Annotated in this window: 20 protein-coding genes and 1 other annotated feature; of the genes, 9 read left to right on the forward strand and 11 right to left on the reverse strand. The window is 36.9% G+C overall.

Annotated features, from left to right (window positions below; genetic code table 11):
- On the forward strand, nucleotides 1-225 hold a 225-nt coding region (locus FG383_RS21160; protein WP_221887534.1), incomplete at its 5' end, for a hypothetical protein.
- Nucleotides 226-377: 152 nt separating this feature from the next.
- Here FG383_RS21160 and FG383_RS15535 read toward each other — a convergent pair.
- From FG383_RS15535 to ezrA, 4 genes are all read right to left on the reverse strand, one after another.
- Nucleotides 378-572 carry an alpha/beta-type small acid-soluble spore protein gene (locus tag FG383_RS15535; protein WP_142608308.1) on the reverse strand — a complete coding sequence of 65 codons (195 nt, stop codon included), beginning with the start codon at nucleotides 570-572 and terminating at the stop codon, nucleotides 378-380.
- Between the two features lie 82 nt (nucleotides 573-654).
- Nucleotides 655-1857 carry a tRNA uracil 4-sulfurtransferase ThiI gene (thiI, locus tag FG383_RS15540; protein WP_142608309.1) on the reverse strand — a complete coding sequence of 401 codons (1203 nt, stop codon included), beginning with the start codon at nucleotides 1855-1857 and terminating at the stop codon, nucleotides 655-657.
- A 5-nt stretch (nucleotides 1858-1862) separates the two neighbouring features.
- The gene (locus FG383_RS15545) at nucleotides 1863-2996 is read right to left on the reverse strand and encodes a cysteine desulfurase family protein (RefSeq protein ID WP_142608310.1); all 1134 of its coding nucleotides are present in this window, start codon (nucleotides 2994-2996) and stop codon (nucleotides 1863-1865) included.
- 116 nt (nucleotides 2997-3112) lie between these two features.
- Entirely contained in the window at nucleotides 3113-4813 is a 1701-nt protein-coding gene (gene ezrA / locus FG383_RS15550) for a septation ring formation regulator EzrA (protein ID WP_142608311.1), read from the reverse strand.
- Between the two features lie 150 nt (nucleotides 4814-4963).
- Between ezrA and hisJ the strand changes: the two genes are divergently transcribed.
- Nucleotides 4964-5761 (forward strand): histidinol-phosphatase HisJ, encoded by a 798-nt coding sequence (gene hisJ / locus FG383_RS15555; protein WP_142608312.1) that lies wholly within the window; start codon nucleotides 4964-4966, stop codon nucleotides 5759-5761.
- A gap of 15 nt (nucleotides 5762-5776) precedes the next feature.
- Nucleotides 5777-6256, forward strand: a complete 480-nt coding sequence (locus FG383_RS15560) for a GAF domain-containing protein (protein WP_142608313.1) — start codon at nucleotides 5777-5779, stop codon at nucleotides 6254-6256.
- Between the two features lie 32 nt (nucleotides 6257-6288).
- On the opposite strand, the gene megL is transcribed toward FG383_RS15560, so the two are convergent.
- Complete coding sequence (gene megL, locus FG383_RS15565; RefSeq protein WP_142608314.1) at nucleotides 6289-7476, reverse strand: methionine gamma-lyase; 1188 nt, start codon at nucleotides 7474-7476, stop codon at nucleotides 6289-6291.
- A gap of 71 nt (nucleotides 7477-7547) precedes the next feature.
- The gene (locus tag FG383_RS15570; protein ID WP_142608315.1) at nucleotides 7548-9410 is read right to left on the reverse strand and encodes a sensor domain-containing diguanylate cyclase; all 1863 of its coding nucleotides are present in this window, start codon (nucleotides 9408-9410) and stop codon (nucleotides 7548-7550) included.
- 365 nt (nucleotides 9411-9775) lie between these two features.
- On the opposite strand from FG383_RS15570, the gene rpsD reads away from it, so the two are divergent.
- Nucleotides 9776-10378, forward strand: a complete 603-nt coding sequence (gene rpsD, locus FG383_RS15575) for a 30S ribosomal protein S4 (RefSeq protein WP_142608316.1) — start codon at nucleotides 9776-9778, stop codon at nucleotides 10376-10378.
- A gap of 922 nt (nucleotides 10379-11300) precedes the next feature.
- Here the strand turns inward: rpsD and FG383_RS15580 are convergent.
- Nucleotides 11301-11549 carry a DUF3006 family protein gene (locus tag FG383_RS15580; RefSeq protein ID WP_142608317.1) on the reverse strand — a complete coding sequence of 83 codons (249 nt, stop codon included), beginning with the start codon at nucleotides 11547-11549 and terminating at the stop codon, nucleotides 11301-11303.
- A 218-nt stretch (nucleotides 11550-11767) separates the two neighbouring features.
- Here FG383_RS15580 and FG383_RS21010 point away from each other — a divergent pair, with 218 nt between their 5' ends.
- Nucleotides 11768-11932, forward strand: coding sequence for a hypothetical protein (locus FG383_RS21010; protein WP_185907973.1), 165 nt, complete (start codon nucleotides 11768-11770; stop codon nucleotides 11930-11932).
- 60 nt (nucleotides 11933-11992) lie between these two features.
- Here the strand turns inward: FG383_RS21010 and tyrS are convergent, their stop codons facing one another.
- Entirely contained in the window at nucleotides 11993-13258 is a 1266-nt protein-coding gene (tyrS, locus tag FG383_RS15585) for a tyrosine--tRNA ligase (protein WP_142608318.1), read from the reverse strand.
- Between the two features lie 49 nt (nucleotides 13259-13307).
- Nucleotides 13308-13506 (reverse strand) — a binding site (T-box leader).
- Between the two features lie 100 nt (nucleotides 13507-13606).
- Here tyrS and FG383_RS15590 point away from each other — a divergent pair.
- Nucleotides 13607-16513 (forward strand): transglycosylase domain-containing protein, encoded by a 2907-nt coding sequence (locus tag FG383_RS15590; protein ID WP_142608319.1) that lies wholly within the window; start codon nucleotides 13607-13609, stop codon nucleotides 16511-16513.
- Nucleotides 16514-17582: 1069 nt separating this feature from the next.
- Here the strand turns inward: FG383_RS15590 and acsA are convergent.
- The gene (gene acsA / locus FG383_RS15595) at nucleotides 17583-19304 is read right to left on the reverse strand and encodes an acetate--CoA ligase (protein WP_142608320.1); all 1722 of its coding nucleotides are present in this window, start codon (nucleotides 19302-19304) and stop codon (nucleotides 17583-17585) included.
- Between the two features lie 184 nt (nucleotides 19305-19488).
- Between acsA and FG383_RS15600 the strand changes: the two genes are divergently transcribed.
- From FG383_RS15600 to FG383_RS15610, 3 genes are all read left to right on the forward strand, one after another.
- Nucleotides 19489-20121 (forward strand): GNAT family N-acetyltransferase, encoded by a 633-nt coding sequence (locus FG383_RS15600; RefSeq protein WP_142608321.1) that lies wholly within the window; start codon nucleotides 19489-19491, stop codon nucleotides 20119-20121.
- A gap of 106 nt (nucleotides 20122-20227) precedes the next feature.
- Nucleotides 20228-20875, forward strand: coding sequence for an acetoin utilization AcuB family protein (locus tag FG383_RS15605; protein WP_142608322.1), 648 nt, complete (start codon nucleotides 20228-20230; stop codon nucleotides 20873-20875).
- Nucleotides 20845-22047, forward strand: coding sequence for an acetoin utilization protein AcuC (locus tag FG383_RS15610; RefSeq protein ID WP_142608323.1), 1203 nt, complete (start codon nucleotides 20845-20847; stop codon nucleotides 22045-22047). Before FG383_RS15605 ends, FG383_RS15610 begins: the two co-directional genes overlap by 31 nt.
- A gap of 21 nt (nucleotides 22048-22068) precedes the next feature.
- Here the strand turns inward: FG383_RS15610 and ccpA are convergent, their stop codons facing one another.
- Together ccpA and FG383_RS15620 are read right to left on the reverse strand one after the other, a co-directional pair.
- Complete coding sequence (gene ccpA, locus FG383_RS15615) at nucleotides 22069-23067, reverse strand: catabolite control protein A (RefSeq protein WP_142608324.1); 999 nt, start codon at nucleotides 23065-23067, stop codon at nucleotides 22069-22071.
- Nucleotides 23068-23196: 129 nt separating this feature from the next.
- Nucleotides 23197-24282: a bifunctional 3-deoxy-7-phosphoheptulonate synthase/chorismate mutase gene (locus FG383_RS15620; protein WP_142608325.1), complete on the reverse strand. Its 1086-nt coding sequence runs from the start codon at nucleotides 24280-24282 to the stop codon at nucleotides 23197-23199.
- Between the last annotated feature and the right edge of the window lie 69 nt (nucleotides 24283-24351).

Raw genomic sequence — 24351 nt, forward strand, 5'->3', positions numbered from 1 at the left:
TGTTGCCCTAAGCCTTTTATTGGATTCACACAGTTGAAAAACGGAGGAAATTTTGTTTTTAGTGAGTTGATACTCAATAAGCAAGCAATTTCCGTTGATTTTCGCTGTAGTCGACGACTCCTGCCGGAGGCCAACAGGACGTTGGTCACGAAGGCGTTGCCACACGATGTGGCGCTCTTAGCCTTTGTTCCTCGTGAGCAAATGAGACATCCCTACGACGCCTAAGCGGCGGGGATGGCTCATCGCTCACCCGGCGGAAAGCGTTCGACTACAGCGAAAATCCTAGCGGTCACTTCCTTACCACGCAGTATCCCTATAATATGCACTCCACACAAAACAATAAACCGGTAGCCAAGGCTACCGGTTTATCTGTTTTCTTATTTACTGTAACCGTTCATTTGTGATTGCGCTTGTTGCACTAATCGCTTTGTAATTTCTCCGCCTACGGATCCGTTGGCACGCGATGATGCATCAGGCCCAAGTTGTACTCCAAATTCTTGTGCAATTTCATATTTCATTTGATCAATCGCTTGTTGTACACCTGGAACGACAAGTTTGTTGTTGTTTGGCATGTCTCTCACCTCCTTGTGAAATTAGAATGGTCATTTTCTCGAATTTCATGCACGGAGGATAAGAGGTATATTTTGTTAATTTTTATAACAGGTTTTCAAAATCATTTTTCTTTTTTGTTGGAAACGAGTGTACTTCTCTATTTTCGACTGCTTCTTTTATTAAGTCATGATAATCTTTAAAGCTCTCGTAGTATTCCACTTTCTCCAGCTTAGGTTTTGTTTTAGGACAGGAAGGAGTGAATATTGTACAGCAATCTTCATAAGGTAAAATGGACGTCTCATAAGTTCCTATTTCCCGGGCAATATCTATAATATCTAATTTGTCCATAGAGATGAGTGGTCTGAAAACTGGTGTAGATGTGACTGCATTAATGGCAGTCAAGCTTTCGAGCGTTTGACTAGCAACTTGACCCAAACTTTCACCAGTTACAATGCCTAATGCACCAATTTCTTCTCGAACTAAATCTGCAATTTTCAACATCATTCTTCTTGTCGTCGTCATAGATACATTTTCTGGAATTTGCGCAGCAATACTTTGCTGGATTTCAGTAAATGGAATGACATGGAGTCTAACAGTTGCTCCAAAATGACTTAATTGGTTTGCAAGATCCATTACTTTTTCTTTCGAGCGCTCACTTGTAAACGGTGGACTATGGAAATGAATAGCATCTAATCTTACTCCACGTTTCAAAAGCATATAACCAGCAACTGGACTGTCAATCCCACCAGACAGCATTAAAAGCGAGCGACCATTTGAACCAAGTGGCATACCGCCAGCACCAGGGATTACTTGTGCCATCATATATACAGCATCCGCTAATACTTCTATTCGTAACTCTATTTCGGGCTTTTTCAATTGTACTTTTAAAGTTGGGTATTGTCTTAATACATGACTTGCTACAGTCGTTTGCAATTCATATGTATCAAGTGGGAATCTTTTATCGGATCGTTTCACTGTTACACGAAATGTTTTATTTTCACTATCTAAGCTTTCCATTATTTGAAGCGCAGTCTCTTGAATATCTTCTAATTCTTGTGAACAAGAAGCGACCGGGCTAAAAGACTGAATGCCAAATATTTTTGGTAGACGCTCTATTAATGCCTCGATCTCCGAGTCTTCTGAAGAAGTTAAAAACATTCGATCTCTTTCTGCCTGTACTTTAATATTTGGTAAATCTACAAAAGAAAATTTTATGTTGTTGCGAAGATGTGAGATAAATTGCTTCCTATTTCTTCCTTTTGTTGATAATTCACCGTATCTTACTAATATTTTTTCCCATTTCATAAAAACTAATCTCCTTTAATGACTTTCATTACATTTGTAAATATTTTTTTAAACTGATTTATTTCTTCTTGTGTATTTATTGAGCTAAAACTAAGTCGAATAACTCCTTTTATATAGTCATCCTGTATATGCATTGCTTTAAGTACATGGCTTGTTTTAGTTTGCCTTGAAGAGCATGCACTACTTGTAGAAACTATAACATTTTTTTGCTGTAAAGCATTAATAAGAACTTCCCCTTTTACATTTCGCACGGAAAAAGAAATGATATGTGGTGCCCGTTTGGTTGGTGAAATCATTTTAACCGTCGGAAAAGATGTTAGAAAAGGAATAAGATCTTCCGTCATTTTTTTCATCTTCTCGGCATTTGTCTGCACGTTGTCATTTGCAAGTCTTACTGCTTTTGCGGTACATACTGCTAAAGGTACTGGTGTTGTTCCGCTCCGAATACCAGATTCTTGACCACCACCAAAAAGCATCGGCTCCACTTCGATAAATTTTTTTAACGCAAGAACACCAGAACCTTTTAAACCGTGAATTTTATGAGAAGAAATAGTAATAGCATCCACATCCAATGCCCCAAAATGGACTGGTAATTTCCCAAAACTTTGTACCGCATCCACATGAATTAACGCTCGATTATTGCTCCTTATAAAAGTGGATAGTTCCTCAATTGGTTGAATCGCTCCTGTTTCATTGTTTACATGCATAACACTTACTAAAACTGTATCGTCACGTAGAAGACTTTTTACTGCATCTACTAATATTACGCCATCCGAATCTACCGGAATCCATTCTACTTCGAATCCATTTTTCATTAAGTGTTTTGCGGCTTCCAGTACAGAGGGATGCTCAATTTCCGAAACAAGTATATGTCTTCCACGGTTTTTATATTTATTCGCTAAGCCAAAAATCGCTAAATTATTGGATTCCGTACCACCGGATGTAAAATAAACTTTATCACCAGAAGTATGTAAGATTTCCGCTACTTGCTCTCTAGCTGATTGTAATAATTCATTCGTTTGATGACCAAATTCATGTATTGAAGCTGGATTTGCCCAAAACTTTTCGTTCACTGCTACGAAGGTTTTCATCACTTCGGGATGCACTTTCGTTGTAGCACTATTGTCAAAATAAATCACTGTATTTCCCTCTCCTTTTCGGAAAAAAACCACCATCACTATTATAGTGAGGTGGTTCACGTTTGTATACAAAACCCATTTTTAATATCTAAAATAGAATGCTTTAGACTTTCTAGTTATGTACGCCAAGCCTCTTCCTTAACTAATACTTCGATTTTCTTTAGTGCGCCTGGTTCAACTTCCTCTACAGCTGTCGCTGCATCCTCTAGCGCTTTTGCATATCTAAGTTGTCGAAAGGCTTCTTCCGCTTCTAACAAGCGAGCATTTACACTGGGGTGACTTGTACGATAACGATTGCCGTATTGAATAATTTTTTCTGTTAGCAACACATTTTCTAACATTTCTTTTGCCCGTTTATGCACTTCTTCCATGCACGCTTCTGCTTTTTCTAAATAATTATCGACTAACGTCATATTTAAGGGCACTTCTTGAAGACTTTGCATTGCTACATAAATATGTTCTTCCGCTTCTTCTAAACGGACATCCATATCTTCGGGAATACCCGGGATATTCGCTTTTTGCATCATTCGATCTGTGTCATGTAAAATATGTTTTAATTCATCTAGTTTTTCACGAGCTTTATTTTCATCGATTCGGAGATTTTTTAATCGATTCGCAAAACGATCTTGTTCTTCGTATAATCGGTCCAAGTCTTCTGCAATTTCGTTTAGTTCTTCTTGTAAGCTAGAGTATGCGGATTGTTCTTCTTCCACACGACCTGAAAGGAGGTCGAATTTTTTCGCTAATACTTCTAATTCCTTTAAACAGCTTTGCGGTATTTCTGCCTCTTTTTCTGGCAAACGGTAGCTTTGCTGGACATAAGCAGCTTCCTCACTTACTGCACGAGTAACAGTCGTTACTTCTTTTAATCGGCTAGCTGTGTGTTCTTTGTGCTGGTCGACGTATTTTTTGGCATGTACTTCTTTTTCTAATAAATCATAGAAAGTTTCCATTTCATCTTTTATTTCTTCTACTCTTACGATTGTTTTTTCCACTTGGAGATCGACAATTGCCGCCTTCAATTCGATTAACTCAGCTTCTATTTCTGTTAATTTATTCGTCATTTCAAGATGCTGCAAGTAATAAGAACTTTCTTCCATTTCTTTTTGACCATTTCGTAATTCATGAATAGTAGCCGGTATTTTATTTTGTATTTCTGAAAGTATGCTTGGAATATCATGCAATTTAGGGAAGAACTTATTCCCTTTGTCTTGCAGCGCAATGACAATTTCCCGTGCACTTAAATAATTTCCTGTCTCAGTTAATTTATCAAATTCCTCAAAATCTGGGATAAATGATTCTAATTCCGCTTCTAGTGCTGGAACTGCTTCTCCAAAAGAATATTGATGGGCAAGTAAAGTTTTCCTAGCAGCACGATGTTGCTCTTTCAACTGCTCCATTTCTATTCTGTTTTTTTCTTCACTGCCAATTAACTCTTCTAGTTCTTTTAGAATCTCTGACATTTTTTCGTCACAAGAAGATATCAACGTTTGAATTTCTTTTTCAATTTTAGTAGCTTTAGGAAAAATGAATTTGTCTATTTTTTCTTCGGCATCAAATAAAAGAACATCTATTTTCGGCATATGTATATCCATTACTTCTGTCCATGTATTACGCCATCTTTCAAACATTTCTTCCGTTTGACCGTTCATATTCAGTTGTTTAACTTTTGTCATTTCCTCTAAAATTGGTTTATTTTGAATTTGATGTTTTTCATGCTCTAAACGTTCAATCTCTGTATTATGTTTTCTTCTTATTATAAACGCAAAAACTGCAATTACTAAAAGTATAATGACTGCTGGGATGATATACTTCATCGTAAGCCCCCTGTTCCAAAATCAAAAAATTCTAATTCCAATGTTACTCTATATATTACCATGCTTTTTATGTTATTGTTTCATAAAACAATAGAAAAGCAATTAATTATTTGAAATAATGATATTTCAGCGATAAGGAGGCAGATATTATTGAAAAAGGATGGTCATATTCATACGCCCTATTGCCCGCATGGAACGCTTGACTCCTTCCATTCATATATTGAAAAAGCAATCCAAAATAGGTTTCATGAAATTACATTTACCGAGCATGCCCCATTACCAACAAACTTTGTTGACCCAACACCTGATAAAGACAGTGGGATGGATTTGAAGCAACTCGAATTGTACTTGGCTGATGTAGATCGTTTGAAAAAACAATATGAAAAGGATATTGTTATATCAACCGGATTAGAAATAGATTTTATCTCTGGTTTTGAACAAGAGACTACTTCTTTTTTGAATACATATGGCCAGTATTTGGATGATTCGATTTTATCGGTGCATTTTTTACCATTCCAAAACACCTACACATGTATAGATTTTTCTAAATCTACTTTTTTAGCATTTATTGAACATGTAGGAAGTCCAATGGCTGTGTATAAATTGTATTATAAAACATTGATGGATTCAATAACGAGCCATCTAGGAATTTATAAACCGAAACGAATCGGTCATATTACGCTCGTACATAAATTTCAACGTGCACTTCCTGAACTAATAAATGACCACGAAGAAATAGTTTCAATTTTGCTAGAGTTAAAAAATAAAGAGCTTCAATTGGATGTAAATAGTGCAGGGCTTGCAAAACCCTATTGTTTAGAAAGCTATCCAGCACCTGCTTACATTCAATTGGCAAAGCAGCTAGAAATCCCGTTAGTTTTTGGATCTGATGCGCACCAAGTAAAAGATTTACATCAGTATTATAATGAAATAAAAAAATATTTGTAGAATGGGGAAAACAAAATGTTTACAAAAACAAGTTATTCAGAAGATTTGTCAGCAAACTATACAATGATGTCGAAACAATTAGATGCACTTTTAACAGGAGAAACAAATGCGATTGCAAATTTTAGTAATGCTTCTGCTCTATTAAATCAGTTTTTTGATCAAATTAACTGGGTTGGATTTTATTTGATGGAAGATGGCGAATTAGTATTAGGACCGTTTCAAGGGTTACCTGCTTGTGTGAGAATTCCTGTTGGTAAAGGGGTTTGTGGGACTGCTGCTAAAAACTTAGAAACAATCATCGTTCCCGATGTACATGCTTTTCCAGGTCATATAGCATGCGATGCAGCCTCCCAATCTGAAATTGTAGTTCCTATCGTGAAAGATGGAGTATTGGTTGGAGTTCTCGATATTGATAGTCCGATAAAAGAACGCTTTTCGGAACAAGATGCAACTGGCTTAGAACAATTCGTTCAAGTACTGATTAAGCATATATAACAAAGCAGAGGGAGTCGTTGCTCCCTCTGCTTTTAAAGTTTTGCAAATGCTTGCTTTAAATCTTCTACTAGATCCATATCGTTTTCGAGACCTACAGAAAGGCGTAGTAATCCATCCGTAATACCCATTTCCAACCGCTCATTTTCAGGTACAACTGAGTGAGTCATTGTCGCTGGATGTTGAATAAGCGTTTCAGCATCCCCTAGACTAACCGCGATTTTGATAAGCTTCAATTCATTCATTAGCTTTTGTACTTTCTTCAGCCCACCTTTAACGGTAAATGAAACAAGTCCACCGCCGCCCTTCATTTGCTTTTTAGCAATTGGAAATTGTGGATTGCTCTCATCAAACGGATAATAAACATTATCTACTAAAGAGACCGTTTTCAAATAGGCAACGACTTTTTCTGCATTTTTTGTATGTCGATCCATCCGTACATGCATCGTTTTAAGTCCTCTAATGAGTAACCAAGCGTCAAACGGAGAAATAATCCCACCAAAATCTTTCTGAACAGAAAAACGAATTTCCTCTATCTCTTCTTTTTTACTGCCTACAACAATTCCTGCAATAACGTCCCCATGTCCATTAATATATTTGGTCGCACTATGCAAGACAAAATCCGCCCCAAGTGTTAGTGGATTTTGTAAATAAGGAGATGAAAACGTATTATCAACTACTACACGAATTTTGTGTTTTTTCGCAACTTTCGTTATTAATGCAATGTCTACCATTTCCATTGTCGGATTAATAGGCGTTTCGATATAAATACAAACTGTATTTGGTTTTATCGCAGCCTCGATTGCTTCTTCTGTGTTTAATATGGCTAAATCATGCGAAACATTATATTTTTCTTTCAATAGGTTAAGAAGACCAAATGTACAACCGTATATCCCTCGTGTACAAAGAATATGATCACCAGACTTAGTTAAATGAACGAGAATCGCACTAACAGCAGCCATCCCAGAACCGAATGCTAATGCACCTTCTCCATATTCTATTGCAGCCATTCGCTCTTCTAACACGCGAACAGTAGGATTTCCTAAACGAGAGTAAACCCCGCCAGTTTCTTCTCCAGCAAATCTTCTTGCTCCCTGTTCAGCCGTTTCAAATGCAAAGGTGGAGGTTTGATATAAAGGCACTGCTAGGCTATCTTGATGATTGGCTGATTGATAGCCCGTATGAATGTATGCCGTCTCCTTTTGTACTTTTTCATCATTCATGTATCTAACACCCCTTTGTAAACGCTTACATTTAGTTTACACTGAATAGACAAAAAAGAAAAGGCATCTCTTTACGAAAGATGAGATACCTTCATAATACTTAATTGATTTTTCCCTTTGTTTTTTGCTTCATATAAAGCAATATCTGCTAGGTGAAAAAGATGTTTAAAATCGATGTTATCGTGTTGTTGCCAACTAGAAACACCGATCGAAACTGTAACGCTTGGATTAGTTTGTGATGAGATCAATTCCAATAATTGCTTGCACATTTCTATGCCTTCTGCGAGCGTCATTTGCGCATAATATAGCGCTAGCTCTTCTCCACCCCATCTTGCCCCAATTCCTTTTTCTCCAACTTTTTTTTGGATAATAGAAGCTATTTGTTTTAATATTTCATCTCCAATTTGGTGACCATACATATCATTCACTTGTTTAAAATTATCAATATCGATTAATACAAATACTCCACGGTCATCTATTTCTATGGAATTTTCTACATATTTATCTAAATATTTTCGCGCAAAAAGATTCGTTAAATGATCTCTATTCACCATCTCTTGCAATTTATTACTTAGTGTAGAGTTACTTATAGCAAGTGATGAATGTTGGATAAGTGATTGCATTAATTTAAAACCATCAAAGGAGAAGAAATAAGGGTCTTTATGGAGCACTATGCTAAAACCTACAATTGTATTTTGCTCTTTGAATGGGACTGCTATTAGGGAGCGATATGCATATGGTAACTTTGTTATTCTGTTAAAGTCAGCAATAAACAAGGAATCCTTCACTTTGTTAAAGTGATTGGACACATGTTGAATGTACAATTGACCTTCCTCTGTATGGAAAAAAGTATTACTTGCTGATGAAATTTTGTATTCTTCTTCTTCGATAAAAACAAAACATACTTGCTCTGGAAGGAAAGATTTCATTAATTGATTTCTTAAGAAAACGAGCATCTCTTCCAAAGAAATATTAGTATTCAATTTATGTGAAGTTTCATTTATCAATTGCAAATCAGAAACTAATCGATGTGACTGAATATACAATTTTGCGTTTTCAAGTGCATTTCCAGTCGTTTCCGCTAGCGAAGTGGCAAATTCCTTTTGTCGATTAGAGAAGAAATAATCTTCCTGGGCAGAAAGTTGTAATACCCCATAAATTCCTTGCTTCCCTTTTATCGGTACATTTATTAATCTTATGCCTAAATCTTGTACAAGCTCTGTAGTAATTTCACCTGAAACATATGCATCTACCGTGGTTGGTCTTTCAGAAGTATAATCAAACAACTTATAAGGAACAGAAGTTTTTCTATCTTGGTCATTGGATAATATTAATGTAGGTTCTAATTGTGGAAATGCATTATTTATAGCAAATAATGTTCCATTTAATATTTCCCCAGAATCTAACGTGGAGTTAAACGCTTTTGTTACACTAAATAAATTGCGATATTGGTTTTCTTGCTGGATTAATATAATCGTTTGTTTTATTGTTTGCACAAGCTTATTAACGGTGCGAATAAATTCAACTATATTCTCCGACTCAGAGAATTGTTTCCATTTCACAGTGGACTCCATGACGAGCAATCCTATTGGTTGATTGTCACGATCCCTAAATAAAACCTTAACTGTTTTGTTTTCATTGCTTTCCATATCCCAAAAAGGTGTTTCCGTAAAATCTTTTTCATAAAAAAATGCTTCTATCTCCTGCCATTTAATCATGTACATCTTTGGAGTGTAAGAATGATTTGCTCTCAATGGTCTAAATGTATCTAAGTCAAAAATCAAATAATGAACCATATCAACATCAAAAAATTCTGACAATATTATTTTAAAGTCATCGAACCAATTTATCGTAGTTCCATTTGCAAGTAAGTTTTCATTATATACATCTAAAATACGACTTTTTATAAGCAACATTATTGCGTCATCTTTCATGCGTACACCTCTCAGTTTTCCAAGAGCAAATTTGATACTTTTATCACACTTTACTTATAATACAATTTGACTATATTCCTTTAGATTTGTCAATTGTTTCTTTAAGTTTATATCTGTTCATTTTCCAAGAAATGATTATTATTGACTTTCTCCGAATATAGCGATACAATCTAGTTTGTGTAAAATAAATGCAGCAGTTGTATGGCCTAGATTGCTCATTTTGTTCCTCTTTTTTAAAAAGATGGTGTATCCTGTAACCCGTGGCTGCTAGGGCGATGATACATGAAAACAAAATGTCTGCTAGTCTGAATACATCTGGTCTTATTTTACAACAAAATAAAACCAATATAAAGGAGGAGACATACATGTCTCGATATACAGGTCCATCATGGAAATTATCACGTCGTCTTGGTATTTCACTAAGCGGTACTGGTAAAGAATTAGAAAAACGCCCTTACGCACCAGGACAACACGGTCCTAACCAACGTAAAAAATTAACAGAATACGGTATGCAATTACAAGAGAAACAAAAACTTCGTCACACTTATGGTGTTAACGAACGTCAATTCCGTACTCTTTTTGACAAAGCTGGTAAAATGCAAGGTAAACATGGTGAAAACTTCATGATCCTTCTTGAAGCTCGCCTTGATAACGTTGTTTACCGTTTAGGTCTTGCTCGTACTCGTCGTGGAGCTCGTCAATTAGTTAACCACGGTCACGTTATGGTTGATGGTAAACGTGTTGATATTCCTTCATTCAGCGTAAAACCAGGTCAAGAAATTTCTCTTCGTGAAAAATCTCAAAACCTTGACGTTGTAAACGAAGCGATCGAAGTAAACAACTTCGTTCCAGAATACGTAACATTTGACGCAGATAAAAAAGTTGGTACTTTCGTTCGTCTTCCAGAACGTAGCGAATTATCAGCTGAAATTAACGAAGCTCTAATCGTTGAGTTCTACTCTCGTTAATTTTATTGCTCTGCAAAGAGTGATATTAGAAGCCACCGAATCCCTGAGAAATCAGGAATTCGGTGGCTTTTTTCAATTGATCTATTCTTATTTTAGGAATAATGGTTTATAGGAAGCTCTATTAGGTGTTCGCAATGATTTCCGCTTCAATCAATAGAATTTCTTGCTAATTTGATGTCTACAGTTATCAGAGATGTAAATTAATCAGGTCCCCCATGCACTATTTATTAAACCTAATTAGAAAATACTGGCTCCAAATAAGTGAAGCATATACTTGGAAAAAGTTTGTTTAATTCAACCATTTATTAGTATAATGCCTCCTATTCAGCGTCGTCTCACTTCAAGTAAACTTGTTAGATTAAGAATTGGTTGCTTTCACCATTAATTTGGTTGCTCTCGTGCTAATTTAGTTGCTTTAAGAATAGAATTGATTGCTTTCAATGAATGATTGGTTGTTCTTACCCATTTACTGGATACTTATACATCGAAACTCTACTTCTTAGAAGGATAAAGCACACCATATACAGCAGCTGCTGACCGGTTTTGTCGCGTTTACAGTTTTTTTTTGTTATTTCTTGCTCAACTATTTATTAATTATATTTTTAGGAAATGCCCTATAAAGATTGAATTTACAGTAGTGACACTGATTAGCTAGCAATTTTCGTGAATTGAAGCGGAAGGGCGGCGGTAATAGGTTATCGCTCACCCAGCGGAAATCAAAGCGGTAACTTCCTTAAAACGCATTATTCCTATAGTGTAAAAAAGAGAATCTACGGATATCGTCAGAAATTTTATAAAAGCTAGGCAAAAGTAAACCCTAGATATGTTGCTTTAGCAATTTTTCTAAGGCTTTTACATTTCTACAAACAAAAAAGCGCCATCTAATTGAATAGAAAAGCGCTTTCTTAAAAGAGCATATTATTTATTCTTTTTTCATTCCTTCGATTAAATCCAACAACCGTTGTTTCGTCTCATTTGCTTCTTCTTTTAGTATTTTAAAATCATATCCTGATTTATCCTCATTCATATGAACTTCTACTAAATCTCCTATTTTTGCATCTATCGTAAACTTATCTTTTAAAATAACTAACTTGTTTGCCTTGTTATTTTTTTCGAATAGAACAACAAAAAAATCGTCGAAACGATCTAATATGTATTTTTTTGTAGCCATTGCGCCCAGCCCCTCGATCCAATAATTAACCTATAAAGTGAAATTATTAAATATTAATATTGTTGAAAATTTATCTCTAGTACTCATTCTATACTATTTATCGCTTATTTTTCATCCTATTTCACATTAAATATTAAATTTCTTAATAAATTCATGATTATTTCACTAACCGATGTAAATACTAAGAACTGAAATGACAAAAATGGGAGGATATGAATATGAAAAATAATAACAATCATACATCGACAAATAAAAAAATGAAAAATTCACATGTTAGCACAAACTTCAATGAGCCCGAAAAATTAACGGACAATGAAAAGAAAAAACTTCAAGTAAAAGATGGCCAGAACAATCATCATGTAGATGAACGTGGTGGATTTTAACAATTGTACCCCTTTTTTAAAAAGCTACTTCCCCTTATTTATTGGGAAGTAGCTTTCATTTTATACAAATTTAATCATTTTGTAGTTTTTCTTCCCTCTACGAACGATCATGAACTCATCTTCTAGTCTGTCTGCTTTTCCTACTACATATGCAATATCTGTCACTTTTTCACCATTAATAGAAATTGCACCATTCGCTACATCTTCACGAGCCTGTCTTTTCGAAGGTGATACACTTGCTTCTACAATAAAGTCTACAATGCTCTTTTCATCTTTAGACATTTCAACTGATGGCACATCTTTAAATGCATCTTTCATCTCATCAACAGTAAGCTCTTTCAAATTGCCACTGAACAAAGCTCGAGATATGCGAATTGCTTGTTCTAAAGCTTCCTGCCCGTGGATTAGACGAGTCATCTCTTCAGCTAACGTCGTCTGTGCTTTACGTAAATGTGGCTCATTTTCCACTGTTACAGCTAGTGCTTCAATTTCACTGCGATCTAAAAACGTAAATATTTTCATGTATTTAATAACATCTGCATCCGCTGTGTTGATCCAAAATTGATAAAACTCATACGGCGATGTCTTTTTCGCATCTAGCCATACAGCTCCAGACGCTGATTTACCGAATTTCGTCCCATCTGCTTTTGTTACTAATGGAATCGTAATCCCGAAAGCTTTTGTTTCTTCCTCATGCGTTTTGCGAATCACTTCAAGACCAGTTGTTATATTACCCCATTGGTCAGATCCACCAACTTGCACTTTACAGTTATACGTGTTGAATAAATGATTGAAGTCAATGCCTTGAATTAATGTGTAAGCAAACTCTGTAAAAGAAAGACCAGAATCTAAACGAGAAGCAATGGAATCCTTTCCTAACATGTAGTTAATATTAATAAGCTTACCAAAATCACGTAAAAACTCGATAACACTCATCGGTCCAATCCAGTCGTGATTGTTTACCATTTTGGCCCCATTTTCGGTATTAAAATCGAAAATCCGCTCCATTTGAGCTTTAATTCCTTGTACATTTTTATCAATTTGCTCCGTTGTTTGTAGTACTCGCTCTTCAGAACGACCAGATGGATCTCCAACCATTCCTGTTGCACCACCAACTAGTAAAATTGGACGATGGCCATGTAATTGGAAACGTCTTAATGTTAGTAATGGAACGATATGTCCAATATGCATACTATCTGCAGTTGGATCTACTCCACAGTATAAAGAAATTTTTTCGTTATTCAATAAATCCTTTAATCCATCTGCATCTGTTTGCTGATAAATGAGCCCTCTCCAAGATAAGTCTTCTAGTAATGCATTTGTCATTTCAATCTCCTCCTTAAATATAAAAAAAGTCCCCACATGAAATAAATCATGCAGGGACGCTTAAGTAAATTAGCGCGGTACCACCCAGCTTGAAGGCATCTATCCTTCCGCTTCGTTCACGGTATCGTCGTGAAAACGTCTAACTCCAAGCCTGTAATTCATCCATTGTACACTGACTAGCTTTCACCGACCGCTAGCTCTCTAAACAGTTTGCACAACAACTACTTCGGACTCTTCCTCGTTAAATTATATACCTATTTTACCTAATCTGAAACGTATGTCAATATCTATCGTCTACTAATAGATGATTATGGTATAATAATTCTTGATTTGGGGGTCGAATAATCAATGAAAAAATGGATCGAGAAAATCCAATTTTATACAGAGAAAATGAATAAGTGGCAATCTACTAAATGGGCGAAAGGTTTACGAATTTCTTCTGGCGTCATATGGAACTTATGCTTACTATTTATCGTAATATTCCTTGCGCTCGGAGTATTTGCCGCTTCTGTTGGTGCTGGTTATTTTGCATCGCTAGTGAAGGAAGAACCACTTCGAGCGAAAGAAGACATGCGAGCGGACGTATTTAATTATGAGGAAACATCCGAAATCTACTTTGCGGATAATGTGTATTTAGGAAAACTAAGAACCGATCTGGAACGGACGGAAACAAAGCTTGCTTCAGTTTCCCCATATGTTATTGACGCGGTCCTCGCGACAGAAGATGAGTATTTTGAAGTACATAATGGAATTGTACCGAAAGCAATTTTCCGCGGGTTACTTCAAGACTTTACAAATTCAGATACGCAAACTGGCGGATCCACTTTAACGCAACAATTAATAAAAAATCAAATTTTAACCAATGAAGTATCATACGAACGAAAAGCAAAAGAAATTCTCTTAGCAATGCGCTTAGAGCATTTCATGACAAAAGAGGAAGTATTAGAAGCCTACTTAAATATAATTCCATATGGACGAAATGCAAACGGGCGGAATATTGCAGGAATTGAAACAGCTGCAAACGGTATCTTTAATGTAAAAGCAAAGGATCTTACATTGCCACAAGCCGCATATATCGCCGGGATTCCACAAGCTCCATTTGCTTATACCCCTTTTAGACAAGGTGGAGAAAAGAAAGAGGGGGACGCATTACAGCCTGGTATTGAGCGGATGAAGACCGTATTATTTCGAATGAAAGAAACAGGTTATATTTCGCAAGAAGAATATGATTCTGCCATAAGTTACGATATTACACAAGACTTTAGAGAGCCGGAAGTGGTCGCTGAGGAAAAATATCCTTGGTTAACATACGAAGTGGAAAACCGTGTAAAAGATATTCTAAGAGGTCAATTAGCTAGTGCAGATGGAATTGACCCTGAAAGACTAGCAAAAGAGAAGAAATTATATGAGAAATATAATATTATAGCCGAACGCTCTATTCGAACAGATGGATATCGAATACATACAACGATTAATAGAAATATGTTTGAAGCAATGTTAAAAGTAAAAGATGAATTTGAGTATTATGGACATACGTACACGAAAGAAGTAAAAGATCCAAATACCGGCGAGATCATTACAAAAGATTTTCCGGTTCAAGTTGGAAGTATGCTCATCGAAAATGGAACCGGGAAAATATTAACGTTCCTCGGTGGACGTGATTATCATTTAGAACAATACAATCATGCGACACAAGCTATTCGACCAATTGGGTCCACGATGAAGCCTTTACTAGTATATGCTCCTGCAATCGAATATGGAGTCATTGGTGCTGGAAGCCCAGTAGTGGATATTAAACTAGACAATCTAACAAGAACGACTTGGGCAAAATCACCCGCCAACTATACGATTGCGCAAGAAAAAGGAATTATTTCAGCACGTAGCTCGCTGATGACGTCTCAAAACTTATCTACGATTCGTTTATATGATTTAATCATGGATAGAAAACCGACTGACTTCTTAATGAAAATGGGATTTGAACATATTGAAGAAAATGAATATGCAAACCATGCACTTTCTATCGGTGGGATGACACACGGTGCTACAGTGGAAGAAAATACAAATGCATTTGGCACCTTTGCAAATAATGGGCAATTTATCGATGCCTATATGATTGAAAAGATTGAAGATGTGGAAGGTAATATTATTTATGAACACGAAACCGTACCGGTACAAGTTTTCAGTCCTGCAACTGCTTATATTATTACCGATATGATGCGTGACGTATTATCTGGTGGTACAGCGAAGTTAGCGAACTCACGACTTAAATTCCAATCCGATTTCGCAGCTAAAACTGGGACAACTCAAAATCATAATGACTCATGGCTTGTTGGATACAATCCAAATGTTTCTTTAGGTGTATGGCTTGGTTACGATGATAATAAAAAATCATTATTTTATATGAATAATCGTTATAATCATCCGAGTGTGCGCGTGAATATGTTGTGGTCTAATATGATGAATGCTATGTATGATGTATCACCAGAACTAATCGATGCACCGAACCCTTTCCAAGTTCCCGAAGGAGTCGTAACGAGATCTTTCTGCGGAATTTCTGGACTAGCACCTTCTGATGCATGTGCAAAAGCAGGATTAGTTAAATCCGATTTATTTAACGCTGCTGCTATGTTACCAACCGCCGCAGATGATAGTTTAATCTCCTCTTCTTATGTGGTGATAAACGGTGATAGATATCGCGCCTTAGATGCTACTCCTAGTGAATTTGTTGTTCAAGGAGGCTACGGGGTGAACCAAGACTTTATTACACGAATGCTCGGAAGATTTGGAGGAAATGCGAGTAAGCTTTTCCCAGAGGATTCTAGTTTCGGTGGTAATGTTGTGTCAGAAGAAGTATTTAAAGCGGATGGTAGCCCACCTGCTGCAGTAAATGCCATGATATCCGGAAATACCATAACATGGGCAAAATCAGCATCATCTGATGTTGTCGGTTATCGTGTATTCCAAGTTGTTGATGGACAACGAGTACTTGTCGCAACTAAAGCAGAAGCTGAGTCAGCTAGCTTTACAATTAGCGGTCCTGGTCAATATATTATTGTATCTGTAGACATTACTGGTTTACAATCAGGCGCTTCCAATATTGTGTCGCTAGAAGCCGCGCAACCAGAAACTCCTGTTGAACCTGTCACACCTCCAGAAAACGGAGAGGATGACGCGACTGATGACGGGATAACTACTCCCCCTTCGAATGAAGATGATTCATCCGAAGAAGGAGACACAACAACTGCAAGAAGATAAGGACAAAAGTGCATCTTATCTTTATTGTTCGAAAGGGACGAGAAGTTGCAAACAACTTCTCGTCCCTTTCTTTCGGTAATCCCCAATGGTTGTCGGGCACCTATAGAACCGACTGGTGTTAGGTTACTTATTCTTAGAATAGAGACTCTTTACTTAGAGATCAGCGCCCAAAAATATAATTTCGGGCGCTGTTCGCTGTTTAATCGATTTGGTTATCCTCGGCCTACGACAAATAATAGATTGCACAATATCCATCACTATCGTCTCACCACAAGTTAACTCTTTATTTTGAGAATTGGTTGCTTACACGCTGATTTGATTGCCCTCATCATAGAATTGGTTGCTTCCAATGACCAGATGGTTGCTCTTAACCATTTACTGGATAATCATACTTCGAAAACTACACGGTATATAGATAATATGCCATACTCACCTCCATCTGACTCCAAGTTAACTCGTTACTATAAGAATTAGTTGCTTTCATCTGTAAATTGGTTGCTCTCACGCTGATTTGATTGCCCTCATAATAGATTTGGTTGCTTCCAATGACCAGATGGTTGCTCTTAACCATTTACTGGATAATCATACTTCGAAAACTACACAGTATATAGATAATATGCCATACTCACCTCCATCTGACTCCAAGTTAACTCGTTACTATAAGAATTGGTTGCTTACACCTGTAATTTGGTTGCTCTTACACTGATTTGATTGCTCTCATAATAGATTTGGTTGCTTTCAATGACCAGCTGATTGCTCTTAACCATTTACTGGATAATCGTACTTCGAAAACTACACGGTATATAGATAATACGCCATACTCACCTCCATCTCACTCCAAGTTAACTCGTTACTATAAGAATTGGTTGCTTTAATCTGTAAATTGGTTGCTCTCACTAACCAGTTGGTTGCTCTTAACCATTTACTGGATGTAGCTGTCACTTCCTTATTACGCATTATCCTTATCTAGTGACATACCTCATATTGTCGAAAGAATTTCTACATATTATCTTTCCTAAGCAGACAAAAGCCACAGCACCTTATAAAATCTGGTCGCTGTGGCTTTTTATTAGTCTTCCATTGTAGATAAATCGCCCGTTGGTAATTTTAACTCCCAAGCTTTTAGAACGCGGCGCATAATTTTACCGCTTCTCGTTTTCGGTAACTTGTCTTTGAATTCAATTTCTCTTGGCGCAGCATGCGCAGCTAGTCCTTTTTTCACGAATTGTTGAATATCTGCAATTAGTTCTTCCGAAGGCTCGTACCCTTCATTTAACGCAACAAATGCTTTAATAATTTCTCCGCGCACCGGATCTGGTTTACCAATTACCCCTGCTTCTAAAATAGCGGGATGCTCGATTAATTTGCTTTCCACCTCAAATGGTCCTACTCGTTCACCGGAAGTCATGATCACGTCATCTACTCGTCCTTGGAACCAGTAATACCCTTCATCATCCATGTATGCAGAATCTCCGGAAAAATACCATTCATCATTCATAAAACTAGATTCGTATTTTTCTTTATTATTCCAAATTTGACGCATCATTGATGGCCAACCTTTTTTAATCGCTAAGTTCCCCATCGTATATGGTGGAACGACATTTCCTTGATTGTCAATAATCGCTGCTTCCAACCCAGGAAGTGGTTTTCCCATAGATCCTGGTTTAATCGGTAGACAACCGAAATTACAAATCATTTGCGCGCCTGTTTCAGTCATCCACCAAGTATCATGAATGCGCAAATGGAACACTTGCATTCCCCATTTTACTACTTCCGGGTTTAAAGGTTCCCCTACGGATAATATATGTCGAAGAGAGGATAAATCATGTTTCTCCACGATAGCATCTCCTGCTCCCATTAGCATTCGGAATGCAGTTGGCGCACTATACCATACTGTTACTTTGTATGCTTCAATTGCATTATACCAAGCATCTGGTGAAAAACGTCCACCAAGCACAAGTGACGTAGCTCCAGTTAACCAAGGTCCGAATATCCCGTAAGAAGTACCCGTTACCCACCCTGGGTCAGCTGTACACCAATATACATCTTCGTCACGAATGTCCATAACCCATTTCATCGATTGATATTGTTGAACCATTGCATAATGTACATGTAAAATTCCTTTTGGTTTGCCTGTGGAACCTGATGTATAGTGTAAAATTAGCCCATCTTCTTTATCTACCCACTCAATATCAAAAGCTTCCGAAGCATTATGTAATGCTTTTTTGAAGTCGATAAACTTTTCTGTTTCCTCTATGTTATCTCCTACTAAAAATACCGTCTCTAAATCTGGTAATTTATCTAAAGGAATTCTTTCCAATAAATCTGGAGTTGTCACAATAGCCTTAGCTTCACTATCTAATAATCGGTCATATACTGCACCTTCCATAAACGCTTCGAAAAGAGGTCCGACAATAACTCCCATTTTCACAGCACCTAAAAGCGAGAAATATAATTCCGGAGATCTAGGCATAAAAATGAATAGTCGATCTCCTTTTGTTAAGTTAGAGTACTCTTTATAAACGTTGGCAGCTTTGTTTGTCCACTTTTTCATATCCGCATACGTATAAGATTCTTTTCTGTCTGCATCTTGATAATGAAGTGCGACTTTGTCTTTCTTCTCGGATTCGGCATGTCTATCAATTGCTTCATATGCCATATTTACTTTTCCAGTTTCATGCCACGAAAAATTTTTCTCGGCATCTTCCCACTTAAATGTTCTTGCCGTTTCTTCATAATCCTTTAACTGATAATCCCCTTGTACTACTGGTAACATTTCTATTACTTTCATCCTTTTCACCCTTTCTAGAACTATACAAACACTATACACTTCTATTCTACAATATTTGTTCACAGTTTTGCCAATCTTTTTATTTTTAAGAATGTTTCGTTTTGTTTTTTATACATCCACCTTCTTTTCGTAGAAATCATGTATAATAGTTTTAAATGCGTTTATTTTTATAGGTGGTGAACTCGTGATACACGAAAAGACGTATAATGCGTTGGAAATAGAAACAAAACATGGTGCTGTCATTGTCGAAGGACCAATTCTTTCGGAGCAAATAGCAGATTTAGTGTTTCATGAAGACTTAATAGCTTTTAGGGCACCTGCCCAACAGCATAAAGCAATTATTGAAATCGCCAAATTGCCGGAAGGAAGAATTATTATTGTACGAGATCAACAGACCATCGTTGGTTATTGTACATTTCTTTATCCAGATCCTTTGGAAAGATGGTCGAAAGGGAAAATGGAAGACTTAATAGAATTAGGAGCAATTGAAGTAATTCCAAAATTTCGTGGAACTGGTGTTGGCAAAACACTTTTACGCGTTTCGATGATGGATGATGCAATGGAAGATTATATTACAATTACAACGGAATATTATTGGCATTGGGATTTAAAGGGCACTGGTTTAAATGTATGGGAGTACCGTAAAGTGATGGAGAAAATGATGCAAGCTGGCGGCCTCGAATATTTTGCAACGGACGATCCCGAGATCAGTTCGCATCCTGCTAATTGTTTAATGGCCAAAATTGGAAGTCGAGTGAACAATAAATCCATTCAACAATTTGACCAGTTGCGCTTCATGAACCGGTTTATGTACTAGCAGAATCCTAAAGATGGGAACTTCTGCTCGTATGGCTAATACAGGAGCGGTAACTTAATTAGAATCACATTAATGCGCATGAACTTTTAAAAAGGGGTGTATGCAAATGCTTGTAGAAGAAATTATGAATACCTCGGTACCGACTTTAACACCTACGCACACGATTAATGATGCGTTACTGCTTTTAAAAGCAAAACGAATCCGCCATATTGCGATTATTAACACCGAGAATGAAGTTCTAGGTGTCGTAACCGACCGCGATCTAAAAGAAGCAACTCCATCTACTCTATTGACCAGTAACAATCCAGAAGTATATGAATTACCATTAGAAAAAATTATGACCACAAATCCAATTGTCGGCCATCCTTTAGATTTCATAGAAGAAACCGCTACTATTTTTTATGATAATCGGATAGGATGTTTACCTATTGTGTCACAAGGAAAACTTGTCGGCATGATTACGGAATCTGATTTATTGTATAAATTTATTGAACTTACTGGCGCACATCAACCGGGGTCCCAAATAGAAGTTCGCGTACCAAATAGACCTGGTGTTTTATTTGAAGTTTCTAAAGTTTTTTATGAGCAAAAAATGAATGTCTTAAGCGTACTCGTATATCCCGATAAAGCGAATGAAGCGTATAAAATTTTAGTGCTCCGAGTGAAAACGATAAATCCGATTAGCATTATAGAAGCATTAAGAACAGAAGGATTCGAAGTATTATGGCCAAATCATCCGGGAATGACTCTATGAAGAAAAATGCTGTGTTTGTCTTTTCAGAAGATCAGTTAGGTTATAGGTTTTCGGATACACACCCGTTCAATCAAAAACGCCTAACCTTAACGGTCGATTTATTGAAAGAAATGAACGCTTTATCATCATCGGATATCGTAGTACCACGTATTGCAACAGACGAAGAATTGAGTTTAATACATGATCCTCAGTATATTGAAATTGTCAAAAAAGCAAGCTTGGAGACAAATGATACTACCGTTTATGAAAGCTATGGTATAGGGACTGAAGATACTCCTATTTTCCCTCATATGCACGAAGCAAGCGCAAGCCTTGTCGGTGGTACACTAACTGCAGTAGATTACGTAATGGAAGGGAAATCATTGCATGCCCTTAACTTAGGTGGAGGTCTCCACCACGGATTTAAAGGACGAGCCTCGGGATTTTGTATATATAATGATAGTTCAGTAGCTATTAAATATATGCAGCAAAAATATAATGCACGTGTTCTCTATATCGATACAGATGCGCATCATGGGGACGGTGTACAGTGGAGCTTTTACGATGAGCCTAATGTATGTACAATCTCGATACATGAAACAGGCAGATATTTATTTCCTGGAACCGGTAATATTACAGAACGAGGAACTGGTGAAGGGTATGGTACTTCTTTTAACTTCCCAATAGATGCTTTTACCGAGGATGAATCATTTTTGGAGATTTATCGCACGGCACTTCGGGAAATTGTGGAGTCCTTTAAACCTGATGTTATATTAAGCCAAAATGGTGCAGATGCCCATTATTTTGATCCGTTAACCCATTTATATGGAACGATGAATATTTACCGAGAGATTCCTAAACTAGCACATGAACTTGCACATCAGTATTGTGGTGGAAAATGGATTGCTGTTGGTGGAGGTGGTTATGATATTTGGCGTGTCGTTCCGCGTGCTTGGTCCCTTCTTTGGATGGAAATGAATGATTTGAAAACTCCGGAAGGTAACTTACCTAAAGCTTGGATGGATCGTTGGTCCAAAGAGTCACCAGTTCCGCTTATCCCAACTTGGATGGATCCGACTCCGTTATACGAACCAATCCCACGAAAAGCAGAAATAATGGAGAAGAATAAACAAATGCTCGACAAAGCACTATATGCACTTCGCAATCAGCAATCATACAAAAATCACCAGTAACCATGGGCTACTGGTGATTTTTTATTTTACTGATTCTCTTTCTTCAATTCGATAAGGCAAAACGACTATTTGTTCTTCAATTTTCTCTTTGTTCATAAATTTCGTTAATAATCGCATGGAAACTGCACCGATATCGTATAATGGCAACACAACACTTGTTAGCTGTGGACGTACCATTCTTGCCAGTTTAGAGTTTTCAAAACTGATGACTTCAATGTCATTAGGTACATTCAGTCCACTATCCTGAGCACCGTGAATTAACCCGATTGCGATTTCGTCATTGCCTGCAAAAAATGCCGTAGGTGGATTCGAAAGCTTACATAACTCTTCCCATGCAGCATGACCATCATCGTATGTGTTATCCACACCAACGATTAAATCATTATCGATTTCAATGTTCGCCTCTTTTAATGCTTTTTCATAGCCAGATCGTTTATATACTCGATCGATGGTCGACTCCATATTCCCTGAGACAAATGCAATGCGTGTATGACCATTTTGAATTAGGCGATTGACAGCGTCAACTGCTGCTTCATGATATTCGATATTAACAGAAGGAAACGCTTCGGATGTTTCCACTGTACCTGCTAAAACAATTGGAACACTTGACCTTTCCATTTCATTTAGCATATCCTTCGTTACTTCATCGCTCATCATAACAATTCCATCCACTTGTTTACTAAACAATGTAGATAGTAGTTGCACTTCTTTATCTGCCTGTTGGTCAGAATTCGTTAAAATAATATTATAGCGATACATCGTTGCAATATCTTCTATGCCTCGTACTAATTCCGCATAAAACACGTTGGAAATATCCGGTATAATAACTCCTACAGTTTTTGTTTTCTTACTAGCTAGCCCTCTTGCGACTGCATTTGGTCGATAGTCCAATCGTTCGATAACAGCCAACACTTTTTGACGAGTTGCTGGCTTGACGTTTTGGTTTCCATTAACTACACGTGAAACAGTTGCCATCGACACATTTGCTTCTCTTGCCACATCATAAATGGTAATAGTCAACGCATATCACTCCTTCACATTTATTGTTATTTATATTATATATAAATAATACTTGATATACTCTATAACTTTCAATTAAATAGTAAAACCGACTCTATAGCAAGAGTCGGTTTTGTGAATATTTATCACTTATGCATGAACTTCATGTGTTTTCATGAAGTTTTGTAACGAATTGTAGAACTCATCGAATTGTTGTAAATTCATTTGTTGTGCCGCATCTGACAACGCAACTGCTGGATCTGGATGAACTTCCGCCATTACTCCGTCTGCTCCAATTGCGATAGCAGCTTTAGCTGCAGGTAAAAGAATATCACGACGTCCAGTTGAATGTGTAACGTCTACAAACACTGGTAAATGCGTTTCTTGTTTTAAAATTGGCACTGCTGAAATATCTAATGTATTTCGAGTAGCACGTTCGTATGTGCGAATACCGCGTTCACATAAAATGATTTGATCATTTCCTTGTGACATAATATACTCCGCAGCATGAATGAATTCATCTAATGTAGCCGCAATACCTCTTTTTAATAATACAGGTTTGTTGATTGATCCTACTGCTTTTAATAATTCGAAGTTTTGCATATTACGAGCACCTACTTGCACAACGTCTATATAGTCAAGTGCTTCATCTAAATGGCTAGGTGTCACAATTTCAGAGATAACTGCTAAGCCGTATTCTTGAGAAATTTGTTTTAATATTTTTAAGCCTTCTAAGCCAAGACCTTGGAAATCATAAGGTGATGTACGCGGCTTATATGCCCCACCTCGTATCAACTTTAAGCCTTTTCCTTGAATTGCTGCAGCAACTTCCGCTACTTGTGTGTATGATTCTACTGCACATGGTCCAAATATGAAAGAAGGAGTTCCTGTACCGATTTTTTCACCGTTTATTTCAACCACTGTATCTTCTGATTTCTTTTTACGAGATACTAATAGTGCTTTCTTTTGATCATCCACTTGTAATTCTAAAGCAGTTTTAAAGATTTCTTTAAAAATATGTTCCACAGTTGACTGTGGTAGTGGCCCATCATTATTTTCTTTTAAGTGATCTAACATATGTCTTTCGCGAAGAGGATCATATCTATTCACACCTTGCTTTTCTTTCACTCTTCCTATTTCTTTTACAACACCAGCTCTTTCGTTGATTAACTGTAAAATTTCAACGTTAATCTCATCCACGCGACTGCGTAAAGCTTCTAAATCCACATTACTCATAGATATTTCTCCTCTCTTCTTTCCACCGACACTTTATATCGACTGAAAATTATGATACATTTTTAAGTA

The sequence above is a fragment of the Psychrobacillus soli genome, assembly GCF_006861775.1.
GTDB lineage: Bacteria > Bacillota > Bacilli > Bacillales_A > Planococcaceae > Psychrobacillus > Psychrobacillus soli.